The 22,457-nt window shown below is 73.6% G+C and carries 12 protein-coding genes; 5 read left to right on the forward strand and 7 right to left on the reverse strand.

Annotation, left to right across the window (positions count from 1 at the left end; all coding sequences use genetic code 11):
- The 6 genes from ACFYQ6_RS28605 to ACFYQ6_RS28630 are packed head-to-tail and all read right to left on the reverse strand — an operon-like array spanning position 1 to position 11,655.
- Positions 1-4,737 (reverse strand): SDR family oxidoreductase, encoded by a 4,737-nt coding sequence (locus tag ACFYQ6_RS28605; protein ID WP_388765671.1) that lies wholly within the window; start codon positions 4,735-4,737, stop codon positions 1-3.
- Positions 4,730-6,691: a non-ribosomal peptide synthetase gene (locus ACFYQ6_RS28610; RefSeq protein ID WP_388765674.1), complete on the reverse strand. Its 1,962-nt coding sequence runs from the start codon at positions 6,689-6,691 to the stop codon at positions 4,730-4,732. The genes ACFYQ6_RS28605 and ACFYQ6_RS28610 overlap by 8 nt, the downstream gene beginning before the upstream one ends.
- Positions 6,688-7,755, reverse strand: coding sequence for a 3-hydroxyacyl-CoA dehydrogenase NAD-binding domain-containing protein (locus ACFYQ6_RS28615; RefSeq protein ID WP_388765676.1), 1,068 nt, complete (start codon positions 7,753-7,755; stop codon positions 6,688-6,690). The genes ACFYQ6_RS28610 and ACFYQ6_RS28615 overlap by 4 nt, the downstream gene beginning before the upstream one ends.
- Positions 7,752-8,972 carry a Coenzyme F420 hydrogenase/dehydrogenase, beta subunit C-terminal domain gene (locus ACFYQ6_RS28620; RefSeq protein ID WP_361581720.1) on the reverse strand — a complete coding sequence of 407 codons (1,221 nt, stop codon included), beginning with the start codon at positions 8,970-8,972 and terminating at the stop codon, positions 7,752-7,754. Before ACFYQ6_RS28620 ends, ACFYQ6_RS28615 begins: the two co-directional genes overlap by 4 nt.
- Positions 8,969-10,240 carry an aspartate aminotransferase family protein gene (locus ACFYQ6_RS28625; protein WP_388765678.1) on the reverse strand — a complete coding sequence of 424 codons (1,272 nt, stop codon included), beginning with the start codon at positions 10,238-10,240 and terminating at the stop codon, positions 8,969-8,971. The genes ACFYQ6_RS28620 and ACFYQ6_RS28625 overlap by 4 nt, the downstream gene beginning before the upstream one ends.
- On the reverse strand, positions 10,237-11,655 hold the full coding sequence (locus tag ACFYQ6_RS28630) for a 3-phosphoshikimate 1-carboxyvinyltransferase (RefSeq protein ID WP_361581725.1): 1,419 nt from the start codon (positions 11,653-11,655) through the stop codon (positions 10,237-10,239). The genes ACFYQ6_RS28625 and ACFYQ6_RS28630 overlap by 4 nt, the downstream gene beginning before the upstream one ends.
- Positions 11,656-12,125: 470 nt before the next feature.
- Between ACFYQ6_RS28630 and ACFYQ6_RS28635 the strand changes: the two genes are divergently transcribed.
- Together ACFYQ6_RS28635 and ACFYQ6_RS28640 are read left to right on the forward strand one after the other, a co-directional pair.
- Positions 12,126-13,133: a LuxR C-terminal-related transcriptional regulator gene (locus ACFYQ6_RS28635; protein WP_361581728.1), complete on the forward strand. Its 1,008-nt coding sequence runs from the start codon at positions 12,126-12,128 to the stop codon at positions 13,131-13,133.
- A gap of 377 nt (positions 13,134-13,510) precedes the next feature.
- A complete protein-coding gene (locus tag ACFYQ6_RS28640; RefSeq protein WP_361581731.1) occupies positions 13,511-14,083 on the forward strand; it encodes a GNAT family protein in 573 nt (190 codons plus the stop codon).
- A gap of 2 nt (positions 14,084-14,085) precedes the next feature.
- On the opposite strand, the gene ACFYQ6_RS28645 is transcribed toward ACFYQ6_RS28640, so the two are convergent.
- Positions 14,086-14,601 (reverse strand): GNAT family N-acetyltransferase, encoded by a 516-nt coding sequence (locus ACFYQ6_RS28645; protein WP_361581735.1) that lies wholly within the window; start codon positions 14,599-14,601, stop codon positions 14,086-14,088.
- 161 nt (positions 14,602-14,762) lie between these two features.
- Here ACFYQ6_RS28645 and ACFYQ6_RS28650 point away from each other — a divergent pair, with 161 nt between their 5' ends.
- From ACFYQ6_RS28650 to ACFYQ6_RS28660, 3 genes are all read left to right on the forward strand, one after another.
- Positions 14,763-19,307 carry an amino acid adenylation domain-containing protein gene (locus tag ACFYQ6_RS28650; RefSeq protein ID WP_388765681.1) on the forward strand — a complete coding sequence of 1,515 codons (4,545 nt, stop codon included), beginning with the start codon at positions 14,763-14,765 and terminating at the stop codon, positions 19,305-19,307.
- Positions 19,304-20,422 (forward strand): acyl-CoA dehydrogenase family protein, encoded by a 1,119-nt coding sequence (locus ACFYQ6_RS28655; protein WP_361581741.1) that lies wholly within the window; start codon positions 19,304-19,306, stop codon positions 20,420-20,422. Before ACFYQ6_RS28650 ends, ACFYQ6_RS28655 begins: the two co-directional genes overlap by 4 nt.
- Positions 20,423-20,493: 71 nt before the next feature.
- Positions 20,494-22,443 (forward strand): carbamoyltransferase C-terminal domain-containing protein, encoded by a 1,950-nt coding sequence (locus ACFYQ6_RS28660; protein WP_361581744.1) that lies wholly within the window; start codon positions 20,494-20,496, stop codon positions 22,441-22,443.
- Positions 22,444-22,457: the final 14 nt, after the last annotated feature.

Raw genomic sequence — 22,457 nt, forward strand, 5'->3', positions numbered from 1 at the left:
TCAGCGCTCCTGTTCCTGAGAAATCACGGCCGTCGCATCCGGGGCCGGGTCGGTCTCGGCCGCCGCGAGCAGCCGTTCGAGCTCGGCCGGGTCGAGCCCGTCCAGCTCTCTGGCCAGCAGGGCGACTTCGTCGTCCTCCTCGGCGGTGGCCACGAGACGGTCCCCGACCAGGCCGGCGAGCGCCCGCGGGGTCGGGTCGCCGAGCACGTCGGCCAGCGACACCTCGACGGAGAACTGCTCGCGCACGTTCGAGAGCAGCCGGACGATGAGCAGCGAGTCGCCGCCGAACTCGAAGATGTCGCCGTCGAGCGGCATGTCCTCGCTGCCCAGGGCGTCACGCACCAGCCGGGCCACCTGGTCGGTGAGGTCACCCGCGTCGCCGTCCGCGTCGGCTCCGGTGACGAGGACTCCCGCCACCGGCTTGGCGATGCGCTCGTCGCGCACCCACTGGTCCAGCCGGAAGTCGATGTCCCAGGTGGAGACGGCCACATGGCTGATGTCGCGCAGCGTCAGGAGCCGGCGGATGGTCTCCAGGCCCTCCTCGGGCTGGATGGCCTTGTCGTCCATGCTGCGGCCGATGGCCGACAGGGCCCGCTTCTCGTCCTGGTGGTGCTGCCACACGTCCCAGGCCGCGCTGATCCAGACGGTGCGGTCGAGGCCCCGGTTGGCGCGCTCGGCCGCCGCGTCCATGAAGTGGTTGGCCGCGCCGTAGCCGAGCAGTCGCAGGCCGCCGAGCACACCGGCGAGGGAGGACAGCATGAGGCAGAAGTCGACGGGGTGGTCGGCGAGCACCTTCTCCAGGGCGATCTGGCCGTGCGCCTTGGACACGAAGTGCCACTGGCACTGCTCGACACTGGCCGCGGTGATGGCGCGGTCCCACTGCTCGCTGGGCAGGCCCGCCGCGTGGACGACCCCGTCGAGGCCGCCGAACTGGGCCTTGACCTTCTCGACGGCGGTACGCAGCCCGTCCTCGTCGGCGACGTCGGCGTTCACCAGGAACGGCGTGGCCCCTGCGGCCTCCAGGGCGCGCAGCCGGCCGATCCGCAGCGTCGTCTCGTCGTCGTGCGGGTGGTCCTCCAGCCAGGCGTCCCAGGTACTGCGCGCGGGCAGGGCCTCGCGCGTGAGCAGGGCGAGCCGGGCCCCGCACTCGCGGTGCAGCCACCCCGCGATCGTGGAGCCGATCTCACCGAGTCCGCCGGTGATCAGGTAGACGCCGCCGTCCTTCAGCCGGGTCTCGGCCGGGGCGGTCCAGTCCGCGCGGACCCGGGCCATCTCGGCGACCCAGCGGGTGGCGCCGCGCAGGGTGACGGCCACCTCCGGGCGCCGGAAGGAGCCGAGCTCGACGGCGAGCGTGCGCAGCGACCGCTCGTCCGGCCGTGCGGGCAGGTCGAAGTGGCGGGAGCCGATGTTCCCGTGCTCCTGGCCGATGACCCGGGCGGCCACGGCCAGCGTGACGAGTTCGGACGCCGGCTCGGGCTCGGCGGGGCTCACCGCGTACGCGCCGGCGCTCACCAGGTCGAGCTGTACGGGTCGGGTCACGCCGTGCTCGCTCAGCGCCTTCACCAGGGCTATCAGGCTGTAGAGCCCGGCCTGCTGGGCCCGCTCGAAGCGCTCGGTGCCGCGTTCCGGCGGGAGTGTCCCGGTGGACCAGGCGTGCACCACGTGGCCGGGCAGCCGGTCCTCGCCGAGCAGGTCGGCGACGAGACGGCTGTGGTCGTCCTCGGCGGCGGGGCGCACCGTCCAGGTGTCGCCGTCGCGTCCGTACGCGTCACCCGCGCGCACCGTGAGCACCTCGCCGGCGAAGGCGTGCGCGGCGAGGCGCAGGGCGGTGCCGTCCGGGTCGGCGAAGAGGAGCACGGGTTCGGTGAGCGGCCGGGCCGCGGTGTCCGGGGTGCCGACGGCCTGGCGCCACACGGGCGCCGAGAGCCAGTCGTCCAGCGGCAGCTTCCCGCCCGGGGCCGCGGTGCTGCGGCCGGTGCCCGCGGTGCTGCGGCCGGTGCCCGCGGTCAGGGTGTCCGGGCCTGGCTCGATCCAGTACCGGGTGCCCTCGAAGGGGTAGGTGGGCAGCGGCACCCGGCCGCGGCCGCGGCCGGAGTGGAAGCCCGCCCAGTCCACCGTCAGCCCGGCCGCCCAGAGCCGGCCGAGCGCGGCGTGCACCGCGGTGAGGTCGGCGCCGGCGTCGCGGCCGCGTGCGGCGGAGGTGATGACCGGCACGCCGGTCTCCCGGTCCGGGTGGCGGCGCGTGAAGGTGGCCAGGGTCTGGCCGGGACCGACTTCGAGGAAGACGTGGTCGCCGTCGGCGAGGAGGGTGGCGAGACAGTCGGCGAAGCGGACCGTGTCGCGCAGGTGGCCGCCCCAGTACGCGGGGTCGGTGGCCTGCTCGTCCGTGATCCAGGTTCCGGTCCGGTTGGACAGGAACGGTGTCTGCGGGCGGCTGAGCTCGACGGTGCGCAGCAGATCGGTGAGCGGGCCGACGGCGGGGTCCATCATCGGCGAGTGGAAGGCGTGGGAGGTGGTGACCTTGCGGTGGGCCACGCCGTCGGCGGTGAGGCGGGCGGTCAGCTCGCGTACCGCTTCCCGGCTCCCGGCGACGGTGCACACGGCGGGCTCGTTGACCGCGGCCAGCGCGACGTCGTCGCCGAGATAGGCGGCCAGCTCGGCGGGAGGCAGCATCACCGCGGCCATCGCGCCGCCCGGAAGCCCGTCCACCAGGCGGCCGCGTTCGGCGATCACCCGCAGGGCGTCCGGCAGCCGGAAGACCCCGGCCAGGGTGGCGGCGACGTACTCGCCGACGCTGTGTCCGACGAGGGCGGCGGGGCGGATGCCCCACTCCTGCCACTGCCGGGCGAGGGCGTACTCGACGGCGAACAGGGCGGGCTGGGTGAGGCGGGTGCGGTCCAGGTTCAGTTCGGGGGACGGGGCGCCGCCACCGCGCAGGGAGGGATGGAGCGCGTCACGCAGGTCGAGCCCCAGGTGGGGCAGGAGCAGTTCGGCGCACTCGTCCAGGGCGTCGCGGAAGACCGGCAGGTGCTCGTACCAGCCCTGGCCCATGGCGGGGTGCTGGGTGCCCTGGCCGGGGAACAGCAGGACGACGGGCCGGTCGGCGGGCTGCCCGGAGTCCTGGTGGGTGTGGCGCGGGTCCGCACTGCGCAGGGCCCGTACGGCGGTCTCCCGGTCCGGGGCGGTGATGACGGCCCGGTAGTTGAAGGTGCGGCGCGCGGTGGCGAGGGTGTACGACGTGTCGTCGAGACCGGTGTCGCCGGACGGGCCCGCCTCGGCGGGGGCCGTGGCCTCCAGGTGGTCGGCGAGCGCGGTCCGCGCCGCCTGGAGCGCGGCCGGCGATTTCGCGGAGACCGGCAGCACCACCACGGGCGCGGCGTGGGCGCGGGGGCGGACGCCGCTCTCCGGGGCCTCCTCCAGGATGACGTGGGCGGTGGTCCCTCCCATGCCCGTGGAGGTGACGGCGCAGCGCAGGGGGCCGTCGCCGCCCTCCCAGCGTTCGACGGCGGTGCCCACGCGGAAGCGGGTGCCCTCCACGGCGCACTCCGGGTTCCACCCGGTGAAGTGCGGGGTGGGCACGAGGGTGCGGTGGTGCAGCATCAGGACGCACTTGATGAAGGCGGTGACGCCCGCGGCCACGCTCAGATGGCCCAGGTTGGCCTTGACCGAGCCGATGGTGAGCGGCTGCGCGCCGTCGGCGGCGTAGGCCTGCGCCACGGCGGACAGCTCGATCGGGTCGCCCATCCTGGTGCCCGTGCCGTGCGCCTCCAGGTAGCTGACCTCGGCGGGTTCCACGTCGGCCACGGCCAGCGCCTCGGCGAGGACGGCGGCCTGCCCGGAGACTCCGGGCGCCGGGTAACCCGCCCGGTCGGCGCCGTCGTTGCCGACGGCGGAACCCCGGACCACCGCCCAGACGGTGTCGCCGTCGGCGAGCGCGTCGGCCAGGCGCTTGAGGACCACGACGCCGGCGCCGTTGCCGAAGACGGTGCCGTCGGCCCCGGCGTCGAACGGCCGGACCGTTCCGGAGGCCGAGGCGATGCCGTCGGACTCGTGGAGGTACCCCGCCTCCTGGGGGAAGCGCAGGGCGACTCCCCCGGCCAGGGCGACGTCGCACTCCTGGGACAGCAGGCTCTGGACCGCGGTGTGCACGGCGACCAGCGAGGTCGAGCAGGCCGTCTGCACCGAGATGCTGGGGCCCGTGAGGTTGAGGTGGTAGGAGACCCTGGTGGCCAGGTAGTTGGGGTCGTTCCCCATCATCGTGGGCAGGTCCTGGCGCATCCGCCGGATCGACCCGTTGAAGCCCTTCTCCCCCGTGAGCACGTTGTTGAGGAGGTAGGTGCTGCTGAGTGAGCCGGCGAAGACACCGATCCGGCCGGGGTACTGCTCCGAGTCGTGACCGCTGTGCTCCAGCGCGGCCCAGGAGCACTGGAGGAACATCCGCAGCTGCGGGTCCATCCGCTCCGCCTCGCGGGCGCTGAGGTAGAAGAACGACGCGTCGAACAGGTCGGCGTCCGCGACCGTCGAGGCGCGGCGCACGTAGCGGGGGTCGGCGAACGCCTCCGGGGCGACCCCGGCAGCGCTCAGCAGGTCCTCGTCCACATCGGTTATCTGTTCGGTCCCGGCGAGCAGATTGCGCCAGAACTCCGCGTGGTCACGGGCCCCCGGCAGTCGGCAGTCCAGGCCCACGACGGCGATCCGGCCGTCCAGGGCTGCGTCGTCGTACGCGCGATCAGTCACGGGTCCCTCCAGGGGCCATGGTTCGGTCCCCGCCGGGAGGCGGGAGTGTCGGGAGGTGGGCGGCGCCGGCCGAGGGGCGGCGTGGGCGGCGGGCCGCGCGGCGGCGGGCGCCGCGCGCCGTGCCGCCGGCGGCGTCCTCGGTGCCCGGCTCCTCGCTGCCTGGCGGCGAGGAGCCGGCGGCCTTTCGGATCAGCCGGGCCAGGCTCCGGATGGTCGGCGCCCGGTAGAGGTCCGTCATCCGCAGTCCGGGGGCGACGGTCCGGGTCAGCCGTTCGTGCACGGCGGCCATGCGGAGCGACGTGCCCCCGAGGTCGAAGAAGTTGTCGTCGGGGCCGGCGCCCGTGGTGCCGAGCACCTCGTGCCAGGCCGCCGCGACGGCGCGTTCGAGGGAGCCGGCGGGGCGCGGACCGGTGTCGTCGGCCGTGTGCGCCGCCGTCAGCGGATCGGGCAGCGCCCTCCGGTCGATCTTGTGGTTCGCGGTCAGCGGCAGTTCGTCGAGCAGGACGTACGCGGTGGGGACCGCGTGGTCCGGGAGGATGCCCCGGAGCGCCGCCCGCAACCCGGCGGCTGTGGGCCGGGTGCCGGGTTCGGCCACCAGGTGGGCCGCCAGCTGGCGTTCGCCGAGCCGGTCGGTGAACGGCATGACGACTGCCTCGCGGACCTGTGGCAGCTCCTTGAGCGTGCTCTCCACCTCGCCGGTCTCGACCCGGATGCCGGAGATCTTGACCTGGAAGTCGGCCCGCCCGATGAGGAGCAGGGTGCCGTCGGCGAGCCGCCGCGCCAGGTCACCGGTGCGGTACGACAGGTCCGCGGCGACGGCCCCGGGTGCCAGATAGGGGCTGACGACGACGATCTCGCCCTCGCCGGGCCCTTCGACCGTCCTCCCCTCGCCGTCCTGGAGACGGACGGTGGTCCCCACCACGGGGAGGCCGAGAGGGAAGACACCTGTAGGCGGGCGGTAGTTGGGGTCCTCGACGCGCAGCAGCGCGCACGAGCACTCGGTGGAGCCGTAGGCGCCCGCGATCCGGCACTGCGGCCCGAAGGAACGCCGGTAGGCGTCGAGGTCGCTGAGGTGCAGGGTGTCGCCGCCGAGGGCGAGCAGGCGCATCGCGGGGAGAGCCGTGCCGCGCGACTCCATGGCCCGGACGAGCGCCCGGAAGACAGGCAGGGTCGAGTGATAGACAGTGAGGCTCTCCAGCGCCATCCACTCCAGCAGACCGCTCACGCCCAGCGATTTGAGGTCCACGGGATACAGGGCGGCGCCGTTGAGCAGAGCGGCGAAGGTGTCCTGAACGGCGGAGTCCCAGCTGTACGCGGACTGCAGGGACAACCGGTCCCCGGGCCCGATCCGCAAGCCGTCGGTCCACACCCGGGTGTGGTGCAGCACGTTGCGGTGTACCTGGGCGACGGGCTTGGGGCGGCCGGTGGAGCCCGAGGTGTAGAGCACGTACGCCTCGCCGTCCGGCGTCGCGCGCACCACCGGGTCACCCTCGTCGTGGAGCACCAGGTCCTCGTAGGCGAGCACGGGCCGGCCCTGGGCGAGCGCGGTGGCCGACGGCAGGCTCTCCCGTACGGTGACGAGGGCACGGGCCCCGGAGTCCTCGGCCATGAAGGCGAGCCGTGGTTCGGGGTAGGCGGCGTCCAGCGGTACGTAGGACAGGCCGGCCCGCAGCACTCCGAGGAGCGTGGCGATCATCTCGGCGCCGTGCGAGAACAGCAGGGCGACCCGCTCGCCCGGGCGCAGACCTGACGCGGCGAGCCCGGCGGCCACCCGGGCGGACAGCCGGTCGGTCTCCTGGTACGTCCACCGGGTCGCGGGGGTCACGACCGCGTCCCGGTCGGGATACGCGGCGGCGATCTCCAGGAAGCGGTGGGCCAGGGTCCCGGCCCGCTCGGCGGCGGGGAACGGTCGGTGGCCGGTGTCCGGGGCGCCGGACGGGATGTCGGTGGTCACGGTGCGCGGTGCTCCTCGGGTCGGTCGCCGGTGCGGTGCGAGAAGAGCACCGCCGGGTGGGCGGGTCTCGCGCGCAGTTCGGCGTAGGCCTCGCCGGCCCGGTCCAGCGGGAAGCGCGGCAGGCGCATCGCGGCCGGCCGGATGCCACCCGAGACGATCAGGTCGAGGGCTCGCTGGAGGTTCTCGGTGACGGTGCCCTCGCCGTCCGGCGCCGTGACCTCGGCCCGGCCGCGCGCGTACGCGGCGTCGCGGTAACCGGCGCCGCACCGGGCCGCGTACCGGATGTCCAGGTTGCCCAGCTCGACGCTGAACTCGACCCGGGCGGCGAACCGCCCGACCCCGACCAGCCGAGGCCGTCCGGAGGCCCGGCCCGCCCAGCGGGCCGCCGCGGCGACGGTCTCGTCGGCGTCACCGGTGCCACAGAGCAGCACACAGCGGCCGCCCTCGGCCCAGGTGCGGGTGCCGGCCAGGAACGGGGCCGCCTCGGCGACGTCGAGGCCGAGCGCGGCGGCCTCCTTCAGCCGGTCCTGGCGCACGTCGAGAAGGGTGACCCGGTTGCCGCGGGCGGCGGCGGTCTGCGCGACGAGCTGGCCGACGATGCCCGCCCCGACCACGGCGACCTCGTCGCCGGGAGCGAGCCCGGCACGGTCGACGGCGTGGACGGCGGTGGCGGCCAGAGTGGCCACGACGGCGTCGGCGAGCCCGAGCCCGTCCGGGACCCTCCGGCAGAGCCGGTACCCGGCGGTGATCACCCCGGCGTGCACGGCTTCGCCCCAGCCCATCGCGATGCCCCGGTCACCGGGGGCGAAGCCCGGCGCGTCGGGGCCGACGGCTTCGACGACGCCGGCCGAGCAGTAGCCGAGCGGGAAGGCTTCGCCGGTGCGCGCGGAGCGGTCCAGGTAATGCAGTTCGGTGCCCGGGCTGACCAGGCTGTAGGCGGCGCGGACGCGCAGCTCGCCGGGGCCGGGTGCGGGGCAGTCGGTCTCCTCCAGCACGGGGAGCGGGGCACCCTTGGCGACCAGGCGACGGGTGCGCAGCGCACGGGCGGCGGGCGGGGCCGTCATCGCTGCTCCTCCGTGGACGTGGGGGCGGCGATCCAGCGCTCGTCAGGGACGATCTCCAGGTCCTCCCGGAAGCCCGGGATGGGGCCCATGGGGGTGGGCTTGCCCGATCTCTCGTACGAGGCACGCCGGTTGCGCTTGCGCTCCAGTCCGAGGTTCAGGCCCGTGAGGTCCACGGGGCTGTGCGTGAGCAGTCCACGGGCCCTGCCCTCGGCCACCGCTTCCGCACCGGCCTCCGTACGGATGAACACCCGTCCGTGTTTCACCTGTTCGCCGCCGCCCACGCTCGCGGCGAAGATGTTGGGGTCGCCGTCGCTGACGCTCACGTCGGCCAGGCCGGACATCCAGTCACCGCAGGAGAGACAGCGGTAGGTCTTGTTGCCGGCGAAGTCCCTGACGGCCTGCCAGAAAGCGACCTGGTGCTCCGCCCCGTCGTCCGTACGGATCCTGATGTCGCCCGGGTACTCGCCTTCCCGGTAGCGCAGCCGGACCACCGACTCCAGGGGCACTTCGGCCCGGTCTCGGATCACGGCGGCGGTGCCCTCGGGCCGGGTGCTGGAGGAACAGGCCGGCTCGATCGCCAGCACCACGTGGTCGCGGGCCCAGCGGCCCGCGGCGGTGTCCATCGCCTGGAGCTTGCGCAGCGCCTGGATGTGGCAGGCCACCCCGGTCATCGCGACCCGGGCGTCCGGCTCCTGCTCCATCACCTGACGCAACGCGCCCAGGTAGGGCGCCAGTTGGTAGGTGGACTGGGCGGTCTCGGTCAGCTGACCCGGCTCCCGGACGAGCGCGGGGGCCGCCCTCCACGGCTCGTCCGGATCCCGGCCCATGGAGAGCACGACGTCCACGTCGAGCGCGGCCATCGCGGTCTGCAGGAGCGCGGTGAGGGTGCCGCCGCTGGCGGACGCCTCGAAGACCGCGGGGTCGAGCGAGTGTCCCGCGACCACCTCGGAGAAGACACCGGTCCAGCGCTCCTCGGGGGTGCGCCTGCGGCCGAACAGCCTCTCCTCGGAGACGGGGGTGGCGGGGTCGGCGCCGGGGCAGACGTCGAGGCAGTCGCCGCAGTCACCGCAGTCCGTGTCCGTCCAGGACGCGGCGGTGAGGACCGGGGCGAGCCCGTCGAAGCCGATGACCGCTTCCGGGCAGGCGAGTTGGCAGGCCCCGCACACGGTACAGAGGTCGAGGTCGAGTACGTCCTTCTGCAGTTGCTGGAACGTCACAGGGATTCCTCACTACAGGATTCGGCCTCGGCGGTCGCGGCCGACAGACCGTTCATCAGATATCGGTACGCTTCGTCGTCGAGCAGCGCAGGCGGGACGATCTTGACGCTGGCACCTTCCGGCCCGCCCCCGAACAGCAGCAGCCGCCGGTCCAGGGCCGCCCGCAGCACCGCGCGGGCACGCGCGGGGTCCGGCAGTCCGTCCCGTACGCAGTCGAAGGCGGCGAGCGCGCCCGCGGTGCGGACCGAGCCGATCCATGGGTGCCGTTCGGCCAGGGCGCCCAGGTCGCCGAGGAGCCGGTCACCGAGAGCGCGTGCCCGGGCCGGCAGGTCGGTCTCGACCACGGTGTCGAGCACGGCGGCCGCCGCAGCGCAGGAGACGGGGTGGCCCGAGAAGGTGGAGGTCTGCACTCCGGCGGGAAGTGCGTCGACGACGTGCCGATCGCCGACGACTGCCGCCACCGGGAAGCCGTTGCCCAGCGTCTTGCCGAGCAGTGTCAGGTCGGGGCGTTCGGTCATCGCCTCGGCGGCGAACATCCGCCCTGCGCGGCCCAGGCCCGTGTAGATCTCGTCCAGGACGAGCAGCGCCCCCCGGCTGTGCGCCTGCCGGGCGATCTCGTCGAGCAGGGCCGGCGCCACCGTCAGGACGCCTTCGGTGACCTGGACCGGCTCCAGGACGACCGCGGCCGTCCCGCCCAGCTGGTCGGCCTCGTCGAGCGCGGCGGACAGGGCGGCCGCGAAGTCCCGGGCGTCGTCAGGGTGCGGCCGTCGCGGGTCGGGCAGCTCGGCGCGCACCACGGGGCCGGCCGTCCGACCGCTGTAGGCCTTGAACGCGTCCCGCCAGGTCAGGGCGAGCGCCCCCGCGGTCTTGCCGTGGTAGCCGTGCCGGAAGGCGACCACCGCACGGTGCCCGGTGAAGGCCCGGGCGATCTTCAGCGCGGACTCGACGGCTTCGGCGCCCGTCGTGGTGGGCAGCACGGCGGGGTCCTCGTACGGGCTGATCCGGCCGATGGCGGAGACCATCCGGGTGCGCGCGTCGGAGCCCAGTTTGCAGCCGGTGTGGGTGAGCCGTCCGAGCTGCTGCGCGGCGGCCGCGGTGACCGCGGGGTGCTGGTGGCCGAGGGTCGCCGCACCACTGCCCGACGTGCCGTCGAACCAGGCGGTGCCGTCCTCGGTGTACAGCCAGGGGCCGCTGCCCGTGGCGAACTCGGGTCCGAGCACGGTGCCGGTGGACCGTGCTTCGGCAACCGGGGCCTTCACTTCCGTCATCGGTTGGTGTCCTCGCAGATCCTGGCGCCGACGGCACGCTGCACGTCGGCGAAGTCGGGAAACGACGTGCGGTGGCAGGCGCCGCCGGCGACGGTGGTGCGGCCGGGCAGGGCTGTCGCGAGGGTCGCGGCCGCCATGGCGATACGGTGGTCCTCGAAACCGGGCACCAGGCCGGCGCCGAGTACCGAGCCGCCCCGGATCAGGAGGCCGTCGTCGGCCACGTCGACGGTGGCTCCGAAGGCCTCGGTCATCCGGGCCGTGGTGGCCAGCCGGTCGGTCTCCTTGAAGCGCAGCTCCTCGGCACAGCCGATCCACGAGTCACCGGGAAGGGTGGCGGCGACCACAGCGAGCAGGGGGACCTCGTCGATCAGCGCGTGCAGAAGGGCGGGGCTGTCGACCCGCACGGAGGTCACTCCGTCCAGACCACCGCGTGCGACGACGGTTCCGACCGGCTCTCCGCCGGTGGTGGTGCGCCGGTCCTCATAGGTGATGTCCGCCCCGGCGGCGCGCAGCACGTCGAAGAAGCCCAGCCGGGTCGGGTTGAGGCAGACCCGCGGTACCCGGAGCACACCGCCGTCGCCCCAGAGCAGATGGGCGGCGACGGGATAGGCCGCGAGCGACGGGTCGGCGGGGATGTCGATGACCTCGGGCACGGTGTATCCACCGTCACCGCACACGACTTCGCGCTCCGTCCCGGTCAGCAGCTTGCCGAACGCGGCGAGCATCCGCTCGGTGTGGTCCCGGGATCTGACCGGGTGCCGCACCGTGACCGGCAGGCCGGCCGCCACCGCGGCGAGCACCACGGCCGAGCGTGCCTGCGCGCTCCCGACGCGCAGGTCGACCGTGCCCGGGCGGTCGACGGGGCCGGCTGTCCGTACGGGCAGCCGGCCGGGCTCACCGAGATAGGTGATGTCCGCGCCGAGTTCGGTCAGCGGGTCCACCAGCCAGTCCATGGGCCGGTGCCGCAGCACCTCGTCACCGTCGACGACGGCGTGCGTGCCCGTTCCCGCGAGCACGCCGATCAGCAGGCGTGCGGCGGCACTCGATCCCTCCGTGTGCAGGTACGGAACGTCCTCCGGCCAGACGTCCACGTCCGGATGCGGACGTACGGCCTGCGGCCGGGGCGTCACGGGCCGGCGGACCACGAGCGCGTCGCCCTCGGTCCGGACTCCGAGGCCGAGGGCGCGCATCGCGGGGAGCAGGGCGCGCACCGCGCCCCCCGGGTTGGCGCCCCGCACCGTGAGGGTCGCGGGTGCGCCGGGAAGCAGGGCCGCGAGGAGCGCCCGATGGCTCACCGACTTGTCGCCCGGCACGACGACCTCGTGTGCCGCACCGGATCGCGTGGTCCTGCCGCCGTCCACCACGAGGTCCGCCGACTCTGTCATCGGCATGGCGAAGCTCTGGACTTCTGGCACTGGTTACTCCTCTTCTGACGCCCGGATCACCGGCGGGGTGGCCGGGGGAACCCAGCACCGCGGCGGGCTCTGAAAGGGGGTGGGCCCGCAGCGCTGCGAACCGTGCGGCGGATTCCGGGGGCGGCCGGGGTCCGACGTGTGAGGGCGGTGGAGCCGGGCGGTGTACCGCTGCTGCCCGGAGGGATGCCGTGGACCGTGTGGCGTGGCCCGTGCTGCCCGCCACCGCCGCACCGGCCCGGCTCAAACTGTCACGGCCGGAGACCGGGTCACAGGGGCTCGCGCTGGCCACCCCGTGACTTGGCCCCAACCGGACAGCCCGCCCGGGGCCGCGCGGGGTGCCGTGGAACGTCCTGGCTGAACCACCCACGAGGGCGTGCCGAGCCCGGATATTGGACCGGTACCAGCAAGGACGTGCTGCTCATTACCATGCAAGGGGCAGCGCGAAACGGATTGTTGGGGGACACAGGCACATGGACGCACAGGGGAAGGCGCAGGAGCTGTTCCGCTTCATGCTCGACGATCCCGACTGGACACCGGAGGGCGCCCGGCGCAGTCTCGGGTTCTCCCAGATCGATCTCGAACTGGCTCAGCACTCGCTGCTGGAGGCAGGCCTGCTGCACATGACGCGCGGCAAGTCGGCGCGCCCCACGGCGGTCGAGCCGGCGATCGCCGTCGCCAGGCTGCTCGCGATGGAGGAGGAGGGCGCCAGGCAGTGGATGGCCTCCGTGCACGAGAGGCGCTCCACGCTGGCCGCGCTCGGCTCGAAGATGATGCGGCTCCAGGCGCAGGCCGACACCGACACCCGGGTCGGGCTGCTGACCGGCCAGGAGCGTATAGCCACCGCGCTGAACGGGGTCTCGGTGACCGCGCAGCAGGAGATCCTGAGCATGCATCCGGGCACGCCGCTCCCGCGGACCGTGCTGGAGGGCAGCATGGACCGCAACCGCGCGGCGCTCGAACGGGGCGTCACCATGCGCTCCCTGCACCTGGAGGCCATGAACAAGGTGCCTCGTGCCAGGGCGCACCTGGAGGCCTTGGAGGATTCCGGGTGCCAGGTCCGGCTGACCCCGGCGCTGCCGTTCCGGCTGATCCTCGTCGACGGGGTGCTCGCCTACGTCTCCGCCCCTTCCGCCGGGTCGCAGGTGTCGGCGCTGGAGATACGGGGGGAGGAGATCTGCTGGTTGCTGCGTCAGGTCTTCGAACACTGCTGGCTGCACGGGAGGGCCATCCCGAAGGGGGAGAGCGCCGTCCAGGAGGTGGATCTGTCGGATCGGGAGAGGGCCGTACTGCGCATGCTGGCCGCCGGTTACACCGACGCCTCGGTGGCCCGCGCCCTGGGGATCTCCACCCGTACCCTGCGCCGGATGACCACCGTGATCCTGGAGAAGATCGGCGCCCGGAGCCGGTTCGAGGCAGGGGTCAGGGCCGCCACGCTGGCTCTCGTCGAGACGTCCCCGGGCGGCCCCGCGGACCGGTGAGACGGGACGGCACCGGGCCTTCGGCGGGGCGTCGATCACGGCACCGGGGCCTTGGCGGGTTGCCCGACCGCGGCCCGGAGCCTTTGCGGGTCACCCGATCGCGGCACTCGCTCCCCGGCGGGGTGTCCGACCACGGCACCCGGCCCCTGGCGGGGTGTCCGATCGCGGCACTCGGTCCCTGGCAGGTTGTCCGATCGCGGCACTGGCTCCTCGGCGGGTAGCCGGGCCACGGCACTCGGTCCCCGGCGGGGTGTCCGATCGCGGCACTGGCCTGTCCCGGCCAGCGGCCGGGCATGGACACCGGCCCGGCCGCTCCGTTGGATGGGCGCTGCGCTCTCTCAGGCAGTGGCTCGCCCCGTCGAAGGCAGGAACTCCAGATGGCTCCCGACCGTGCCGCGGCATCGGCCCGCGTCCCCTCCCCACCCTCCGAACTGACCGACGGTGTGGTGTGGTTGCGGCCCTTGCGGGCCGCGGACGCGCAGGCCGTGGCCCAGGCAGGTGACGATCCGGAGGTGGCGCGCTGGACGCCGTTCCCCTCCCCCTTCACGGCCGAGCACGCCCGCCACTGGATGGCGGCCCAGGACGCCGCCGGCACCGTGAACCTGATCGTCACCGACCGGGCGAACGGCACACGGGTGCTCGGCTGGGTCGGGCTGCACGACCTCGACCTGCCGCAACGGCGGGCCGAACTCGGCATCTGGCTGGCGGCCGACGCGCGCGGCCGGGGCGTCGGCCGCCGGGCCATGGCGCTCCTGACCGGGTGGGGCTTCCGCGAGATGGGTCTGCTGCGGATCGCGGCCCTCTGTCTCAGCGGCAACACCAGGGGCCGCCGCGCCATGGAAGCGGCCGGCTTCGTCCCGGAAGGAGTGCTGCGCGCCTACGAGGACGTGAAGGGCGTCCGCCACGACACCGCGATCCTCGCCATGGTCCACACCGATCCGCGCGGCTGACCTCAGAGGGAACGGACGAAGGAGACCCGGTCGAGACCGGGGCCGTCGTAGTCAGGCTGGACGGGCCGCCCGTCGAGTTCGGCGGGGCCCGCCTCCGCGGTGAATCCCATGCGCGTGTGGAAGGCGAACGATCCCGCGTTGGCGGCGGAGGTGATCGCGCGCACCACGCTGCGTCCGTGGTCCCTGCTGTAGGCGAAGAACTGCTGGTAGAGGAATGCGCCGAGCCCACTGCGCTGCTCCTCGGGAGCGACCCCGACGAAATGAATGTAGCTCTCGTCCATTCGCGTCTGAGACAGGAAGCCGATGAGGAATCCGACCAATTCCCCGTCCCGCTCCACAAGGAAACTCCCCGTGGTGAAATGCTGAAAGTAAAGACGGGGCAGGAGAAGCGCCCGCTGAACACTTCCCGTACTTCCTTCGAACTCCCCCCACCACCGGTCGAGCACCCGCAACACCCGGGCCTGGTCGTCGGGTTCCGGATGCCGGACCCACATTCCGTTGAATTCGATGTTCGACATGGCGGGATGCTAGCACGGTCACCGAACAGGGTGGCCGGATCGAAAAGGACAGACATTCCGGCAGAGGACGTGGCCGCATACGGACACCCTCCGAACCTGTACAGGCCCCCTTCGGCACACCAGTATTCAATCGTTCCCTCGACGGTTTATGGAGACGAAATATGCCGGGCTCACCTCTCTCCGCAGCAGCGGCTGTCCGCGACAAGCTGTACGCCGCCGGACTCGTCCTGCGCCTGGAGGACGGGGCGCTCCGCTACTCCGCTCCTCCCGGCGCGCTCACCGAGGAACTGCGCAGATCGGTGCGCGCCTGCCGCGACGAGCTGATCGAGCTGCTGCGCGAGGCGGAAGCCCATCCGGACAGCCGGGACGCCTCCGGCTCCCCCGCCGAGGACGCCTGGCACTTCACGTGCGACCCCGCCTCCGCCGGCGCCGCCTTCTCCCTGACCGACCTGCAACAGGCCTATCTCGTAGGTGAGCAGGACTTCTACGACCACCCCGCGCCTGCCGTGTTCGTGCACGAGTACGCCTTCCCCGCCGGATCGCTCCCGGACGCGGACGTCCTGCAGACGGCACTCACCCTGCTGCGCCGGGCCCACGGGGCGCTGCGGCTCGCGGTGTCCAGCGACGGCACCCAGCGGATCCTGCCGGTCCCGGAGAACGGCGAGGAGCCTTCCCTGGTCGACCGGCACGACCTGGTCGCCCTGCCCGACGAGGAGGCATGGGCCGCACTCCTGGCGCTGCGCGGACGTCTCACGGACGACCTGCCGCCGTACGACGAGGGAATTCCTTTCCTCCTCCGCCACATCCTGTTGCCCGACGGCACCGCCCGGCTCCAGATCGCCCTGCGGCTGATCGCGTTCGACGGCGTCACCACCCAGTTGTTCTTCACCGAGCTGGCCCGATGTTGCGTCGAACCCACCTACCTCCCGGACACGCTGAGCCTCTCCTTCCGCGACTACGTACGGGGCCTGGAGGAGCGTCGCGCGACCGGTGCGCACCACTCCGCCCTGCGCTACTGGGAGCGCAGGGCCGGTCTGCTCCCGGCGCCCCCCGCCCTTCCGGCCCGGCCGGCGGCCGCACCCGCTGCCGAGGCCGACGCCACCGCGGAGCCCCGCCCGGGCGCCCCGCTGCGCCGCCTGTCGACCCGCCTCGACGCCTTGGCCTGGGCCCGCTTCCGGGCGCACGCCGCGGCCTCCGGACTCCCGGCGGGAAGCGCCCTGTTCACCCTGTTCGTCGAGGCCTTGCACCGGTGGTCCGACGGGGCCGCCGGGGCCGTCACCGTCCTGGCATCGCACCGCCCCGGCAGCCACCCGGAGCTCCCACGTGTCTGGGGCAACGCCAGCACCACCGTGCTCATCGGCTACGGCCCCGACGAGCCGGGGCTCTCCTTCGCCGAGCGGTGCCGCCGGCTGCAGAGCGGCCTCTACGCGGACCTCGCCGCGCTGGAGGTCTCCGGCGTGGAGGTGAGCCGCTCCCTGCAGAGCCGCCGGCCGGGGACAGGCAGCCCGGCTCCCGTGGTGTTCACCAGCGGACTCGATCTGGTCGACGGCGCCCCCGGCGGCTTCCTGCTGCCGCTGCCCGGGGCCGAGTTGGTGCACAGTTCCATCAGCACGCCGCAGATCCTCCTCGACCACCAGGTGTACGAGGAGGGCGGAGAGCTGGTCTGCAACCTGGACTATGCCGAGAGCGCCTACCCACCCGGTCTGATCGAGGAGTTGGCGGCCTACCACGGCGAACGGCTGCGATCGCTGGCCGGGGCCGTCGAGGAGTGGGGCCGGAGCGCCCCGGCTCCTCTGCCGGACGCCCAGCTGGCCGACCGGCGCCGGGCCAACGCCACCGCGACCCCCCTGCCCACCGGCGAGCTCCACTCGTTCGCCCTGCGATCGTGCCGCACCGCGCCGGACTCGGCCGCCGTGCACGACGCCGAGGGCACGTTGAGCCGGGCCGAGCTCGACGCGGCCTCCGCCGCGCTCGCCGGCCGCCTGCGGGAACTGGGCATCGGCCTGACCCCGGACCGGCCCGAGCTGGTCGGCGTTCGGGTGCCCCGGGGCCGGTCGCAGTCGGTGGCCGTCCTGGCGGTGCTGCGCGCCGGCGGAGCGTACGTACCCATCGATCCGAGCTGGCCCGAGGCACGGGTCCGTACGGTGCTGCGGCACAGCGGCGCCCGTGCGCTGGTGACCGGGGCGGAGCTCGGGACGCCCGGCGAGCTCCCCGACACCGTGCGCGCGGTCGTCCTCGACCCTCACCCCGGCACGGCCGACCTCGCCCCCTCCCCTGGCAGGCCCGAGTCCGGAGCCCCCTCCCCCGGCAGGCCCCTGTCCGAAGCCACCTCCCCCGGCAGGCCCGAGTCCGGAGCCGCCTCCCCCGGCAGGCCCGAGTCCGGAGCCCCGGACACCTCGGCGGAGCCGGACGACGGCGGTCTCGACCGGAGTGCCTACGTCATCTACACCTCAGGGTCGACCGGTACCCCCAAGGGTGTGGTCATATCCCACCGGGCGGCCGTCAACACCCTGCTCGACCTCACGGAGCGGTTCGCCCTGACCTCCTCCGACAAGGTGCTCGCGGTCTCCTCGCTCGCCTTCGACCTGTCGGTCTTCGACCAGTTCGCCGTTCTCGGCTGCGGCGGCACCGTGGTGTGCCCCCCGCAGAGCGCCGTGCCGGACCCTCAGGCCTGGGGCGAGAGCGTGCGGCGCCACGGCGTGACCGTGTGGAACTCGGTCCCCGCGCTGCTCGCCCTGACCCTGGAGTACCTCGGGGAGCAGGCCCGCGAACTCCTCGCCCCGCTGCGTCTGATCATGCTCAGCGGTGACTGGGTGCCGCTGCCGCTGCTGGACCGGCTGGCCGAGTACTGCCCCGGGGCCGAGGTCATCGCGATGGGGGGCGCCACCGAGGCCTCGATCTGGTCGAACTGGTACCCCGTGACCGGCGTCCCCGCCGGCTGGCAGAGCGTGCCGTACGGGACTCCGCTGGCCAACCAGACCATGCACGTCCTGGACCGGAACATGGCCGACGTCCCCACCTGGGTGCCCGGTGACCTCTACATCGGCGGCGCCGGTCTGGCCACCGGTTACCTCGACGAGCCCGGGCGTACGGCCGCGTCGTTCCTTCGGCACCCCACGACCGGTGAGCGGCTGTACCGGACCGGCGACCGCGCCCGGTACCGGCCGGGCGGGATCCTGGAGTTCCTCGGACGGGCCGACCACCAGGTCAAGATCAACGGCTACCGGGTCGAACTGGGCGAGATCGAGGCCAGGCTGACCGGCTGCGCCGGGGTCCGGTCCGCCGTCGCGCTGGTCGACACCGCGCACAGCCAGCCGTATCTCGCGGCGTTCATCACCCGGGACGTACCGGACGCCTCGGTGGACGCGGCCCGGAACGCTCCCGACGGGCCGGCGCTGCGACGGGAACTCGGCGGCACCCTGCCCCCGTACATGGTGCCGGCCGCGGTCGTCGAGGTGCCCGGACTTCCGCTGAGCGGCAACGGCAAGGTGGACCGCAAGGCGCTCCTCGGTCTGCTCGACACGCTGCGCGCCGCCGGGGAACCCGGGGCACCGGAGGCGGCGGGTGGGCGCGCACAGAGCCCCGCGTCGCCGGTCGAGGCCCGCCTGCTCGGCCTGTGGCAGGAGCTTCTGGGTCCGGCCGCGAGCGGCGTCACCGACGACTTCTTCGCGTTGGGCGGCAGCTCGCTGACCGCCGTACGGCTGTTCCGCGGGATCGAGGCGGCCTTCGGCCGGCGGCTTCCGCTGGCCTCGCTCTTCCAGAACCGGACCGTGCGCGCCCAGGCCGCGCTGCTCACCGCCTCGGACGGCGGAACGCGGGCCGACGACACGGGACCGCTGGTCGGCTTCGGCGGCAGCGGTGAGCAGCACGTGGTGTTCGTCCACCCGGTCGGTGGAGACGTCCTGTGCTACGAGGAGGCCGTGTCCGCCATGACGGCCGACCCGGACCTCGCCGCGCGGATCTCGCTGCACGGGCTGCGGGCCGCCGGGCTCCACGGCGCCGAGGAGCCTGCGGGCAGCCTCGACGCCATGGCGAAGCATTACGCGCAGACGCTCGTCGAGCGCCTTCCCGACGGTCCGCTGCACCTGGTGGGCTGGTCCCTGGGAGGCACCGTGGCCCTGCACACGGCGGTGCTCCTGGAGCAGGAGGGGCGGCCGGTGGCCTCCCTGACCACGATCGACTCCTTCGTCGGACGTCCGGACGGCTGCGCGCCCCCCGTCGAGGTGCGTCTGGCGGGGTTCTTCGGCGATCTGCTCGGCCGGAGCGACCTCGCCGCACACCTCCCTCGGACGGGCGCGGACATGTCCGACGAGGAGCGGCTGCTCGCGGCCCACGACTCCCTGTTCGCCCTCGGGCTGATCGAGCGCGCCCTCGAACCGGCCGAGCTGTCCCGGCTGTTCGCCGTGTACCGCAACAACTCGGAGATGCTGGAGCGCCATACGCCTGTCCCCTGGAACCCCGGCGCCACTGCCGGGGCACCGGCGGAGCCGTGGCTGTCGATCCGTGCCGGGCGGACCGCTCGCCACACCTTCCCGGGGCTGCTGCCTCTCGACGAGGTCGTGGCGGATCCCGGCCCCGTACACACCGTCGACGAGGACCACTTCTCGGTGGTACGCGGGCGGTCCGCTGCCCGGCTGGCCCGGCGGATGGGCGCGCTGTGCTCCGGGATCCCTGCCGCCGACCGCCCGAGAGGAGCCCGGGGATGAGGCCACTTTCCGTGGAGCGCACCCTGCTCGACGCCCACCTGCCCGGCTTCGACGAGTGGCTCGCCACTCTGGGGGTCCCCGGTGCCGAGGACCCGGACAGCGACGTGATCGGGGAGTTCCGCCGGGCCGGCGGCGGCAACCTGTTCGTCCCCCGGGACCTGGGGGGCGCCGGGCTCGGCTGCCGCGACGGCGTACGGCTCCAGCGTGCGATCGGCGCCCGGGCGCCGGCACTGGCCGTCGCGACGACCATGCACCACTACAAGGTCGCCTGGCTCGCCCGCTCGCTCGGCGCCGACGCCGACGGGGTGCTCCGGGAGATCGCGCGCGAGCGCCATCTCGTCGCGTCCTGCGGCGCCGAGGGACAGGTGGGCCGGAGCCTGTTCACGCCCGGCATCCAGGTCACCGCCGCCGACGGAGGGCTGACGGTGTCGGGCACCAAACGCCCGTGCTCCCTCACCCGCTCCATGGGCCTGCTCTCCATGACGGCGACCGCGCCGGCCGGTACCGGCCAGGAGGGCCGGCTGCTGGTGCTGGTCATCCCGGCGGACGGGCCCGGGATCACGCGTGAGCCGTTCTGGCGCAACCGTGTGCTGCGCGCCGCCCAGACCGACGCGGTGGTCCTCGACGGGGTGTACGTACCGGACTCGATGATCATCCCGGTCGGTGACCCAGCGCTCTCGCCCGGCCGCTTCACCTCCAACCTCCTCTGGTTCCAGCTGCTCGTCACCGCGTCCTACCTGGGCGTCGCCACCGGCCAGGTGGAGCGGCTGTACACCGCGAAGCGCGGCACCCCGGGCGACCGGGTGGCCGCTCTGGCCCCGTTGGAGACGGTGTGCGCCGCCCTGGAGGCGGTGGCCCGGGAGGTGGACGAGCAGCGGTGCGACGACGATCTGCTCGGCCGGGCCCTGCTCGTCCGCTACACCGCCCAGCGGGTCATCGCGGAGGCGACCGACCGGGCCCTGGAACTCGCGGGCGGTATGCCGTTCGTGACGAGTACGGAGGGTGTCGACACCCTGGCCGCGAGCCGGGGCCTCGCCTTCCACCCGCCGTCCGAGATCTCGGCGCGGGAGCCCCTGGACACCTGGCTCGGCGGCGGCGGCCTGAACCTGATGTGACCGCGCCCCCGGGCAACCCCACCTCGCAGACCGATCGACGCGCCCGTCGGGGCGCAGCACTTGGAGATTCGATGATCGTCCTAGGTCTTCACTTCGGCCACGACGCGGCCGTCTCCGTCCTCCGTGACGGGGCCGTCGTCTCCTACGTGCTGCGTGAGCGGCACACGCGGGTCAAGCACGCGGCCACCCTCGACGTGGCCACCGTGCGCCGCGCGCTCCACGACGCCGGGGTCCGGGCCGATGACCTGGACGCGGTCGCGGTCTGCTCCACCCAGGGGGTGGAGCTGATCGTCGACGACCCCACGGCGCTGTCCGTCACCTACGAGCCGAGCGACACGTTCGGCCGGCCGTGCACGCTGCTGGAGGAGGAGCCCGATGCGGCGGGACGGCGGGGCGGAGGAACCCTGCTCGACTTCCTCTACGACCCCGGTCTGTCGGCGACGTGGCTGGGCCGCTCCTACGCGCGCCTGTACCCCGAGCACGCGGCGCACGACCGGGCGGACGTGCCGGTCACGCCCTGGGTCGACGACTACGTGACCGTGCCGGAGTGGTCGGGTACCCGTGGTCTCACCGAGCTCGCGGCCACGCCCCTGACGCCCGAGGAGCGTCACCGGTACGGCTTCCACCTGCCGGTGCGGGTGACCATCGACGGGATCACGGTCCCCGGGTACGCGGTCCACCACCACCTCGCCCACGCGGGAAGCGTGTACTACGCCTCCGGCTTCTCGGAGGCCGCGGTGTTCACCCACGACGGCTACGCCGAGGGCGAGAGCTACCACAGCGGCATGTTCTATCTGGGCCAGGCGCAGGCGCTGTATCCGCTCGCCCCGCACCACCTGGGTCTGGGGGGCGTGTACGACAGGGTCGGCGCGGCACTGGGGCTGGGGCTGGTGGGACCGGCCGGGAAGCTGATGGGTCTGGCCGCCTACGGCCGCCCCCGCTTCTACTCGTCCCGCTTCCTGGGCAACCGCGCCGACCTGCGGGAGCGATTCCCGATGGACGTCACCACCGCCTGGCTGCGGCACTGCCGCCGGGAGGCGGAGCGCATGGGGTACGACCTCGCTCCGTACGGCGACCCGGAGCAGGCCACCGCCCCGGTGAACGCCGACATCGCGGCGAGCACCCAGAAGCTCTTCGAGGAGGTGCGGATGGAGGCGGTGCGTACGCTGCACGCCTCGTTGGGCGCGGCCGGGCTGACGGTGCCCGCGCTCTGCATGTCCGGCGGCACGGCGCTCAACTGCCCCTCGAACAGCCAGATCGCGAAGGACGGGCCTTTCCGGCGCGTCTTCGTCGAGCCGGCGTGTGACGACGGCGGCATCGCGATCGGCGCGGCACTCGCCGTCTACCACTCCATCCTCGACCACCCGGTCCCCGGCGCGGACGGTGAGGGGCGCTTCCCCACGCCGTACCTCGGCACGGCTCCCTCGGCGGACGACGTCGCGGCGGCGGTCGCCTCGGCGGGCGACCGGATCACGGTCGAGAGCCTCGGCAGCGGCGACGAGTTGGCGGAGCGTGTGGCGGACGACCTCGTCGCCAACCGCGTCGTGGCCTGGTTCGAGGGCGGCAGCGAGGCGGGTCCGCGGGCGCTCGGCCACCGATCGATCCTGGCCGATCCCCGTGACGCGGAGAACTGGCCGCGGGTGAACCGTGTCAAGAGCCGTGAGGGCTGGCGGCCGTTCGCACCCGCCGTGCTCGCCGAGCACGCGGCGGACTGGTTCGGGGACGTGCCGCTGCCCTCGCCGTACATGCTGTTCAACGCGACGGTCCGGCAGACGGGGATTCCCGCCGTGACCCATGTGGACGGCACCGCGCGGATCCAGACCGTGGACGCCTCGGCCGGCGGCTACCACGCGGCGATCTCCGCCTTCCACCGCCGGACAGGTGTGCCCGTGGTGATGAACACCTCCCTCAACGGCCCCGGTGAGCCGATCGTCGAGCGGCCCGAGGAGGCGTTGGACCTCTTCCTGAAGACCGAACTCGACGTGCTGTACCTGGCCGGACTCCGTATCACCCGCGCCTGAACTCCGACTTCGGG

This window comes from Streptomyces sp. NPDC005494, from assembly GCF_042872025.1.
Classification (GTDB): Bacteria; Actinomycetota; Actinomycetes; order Streptomycetales; family Streptomycetaceae; genus Streptomyces.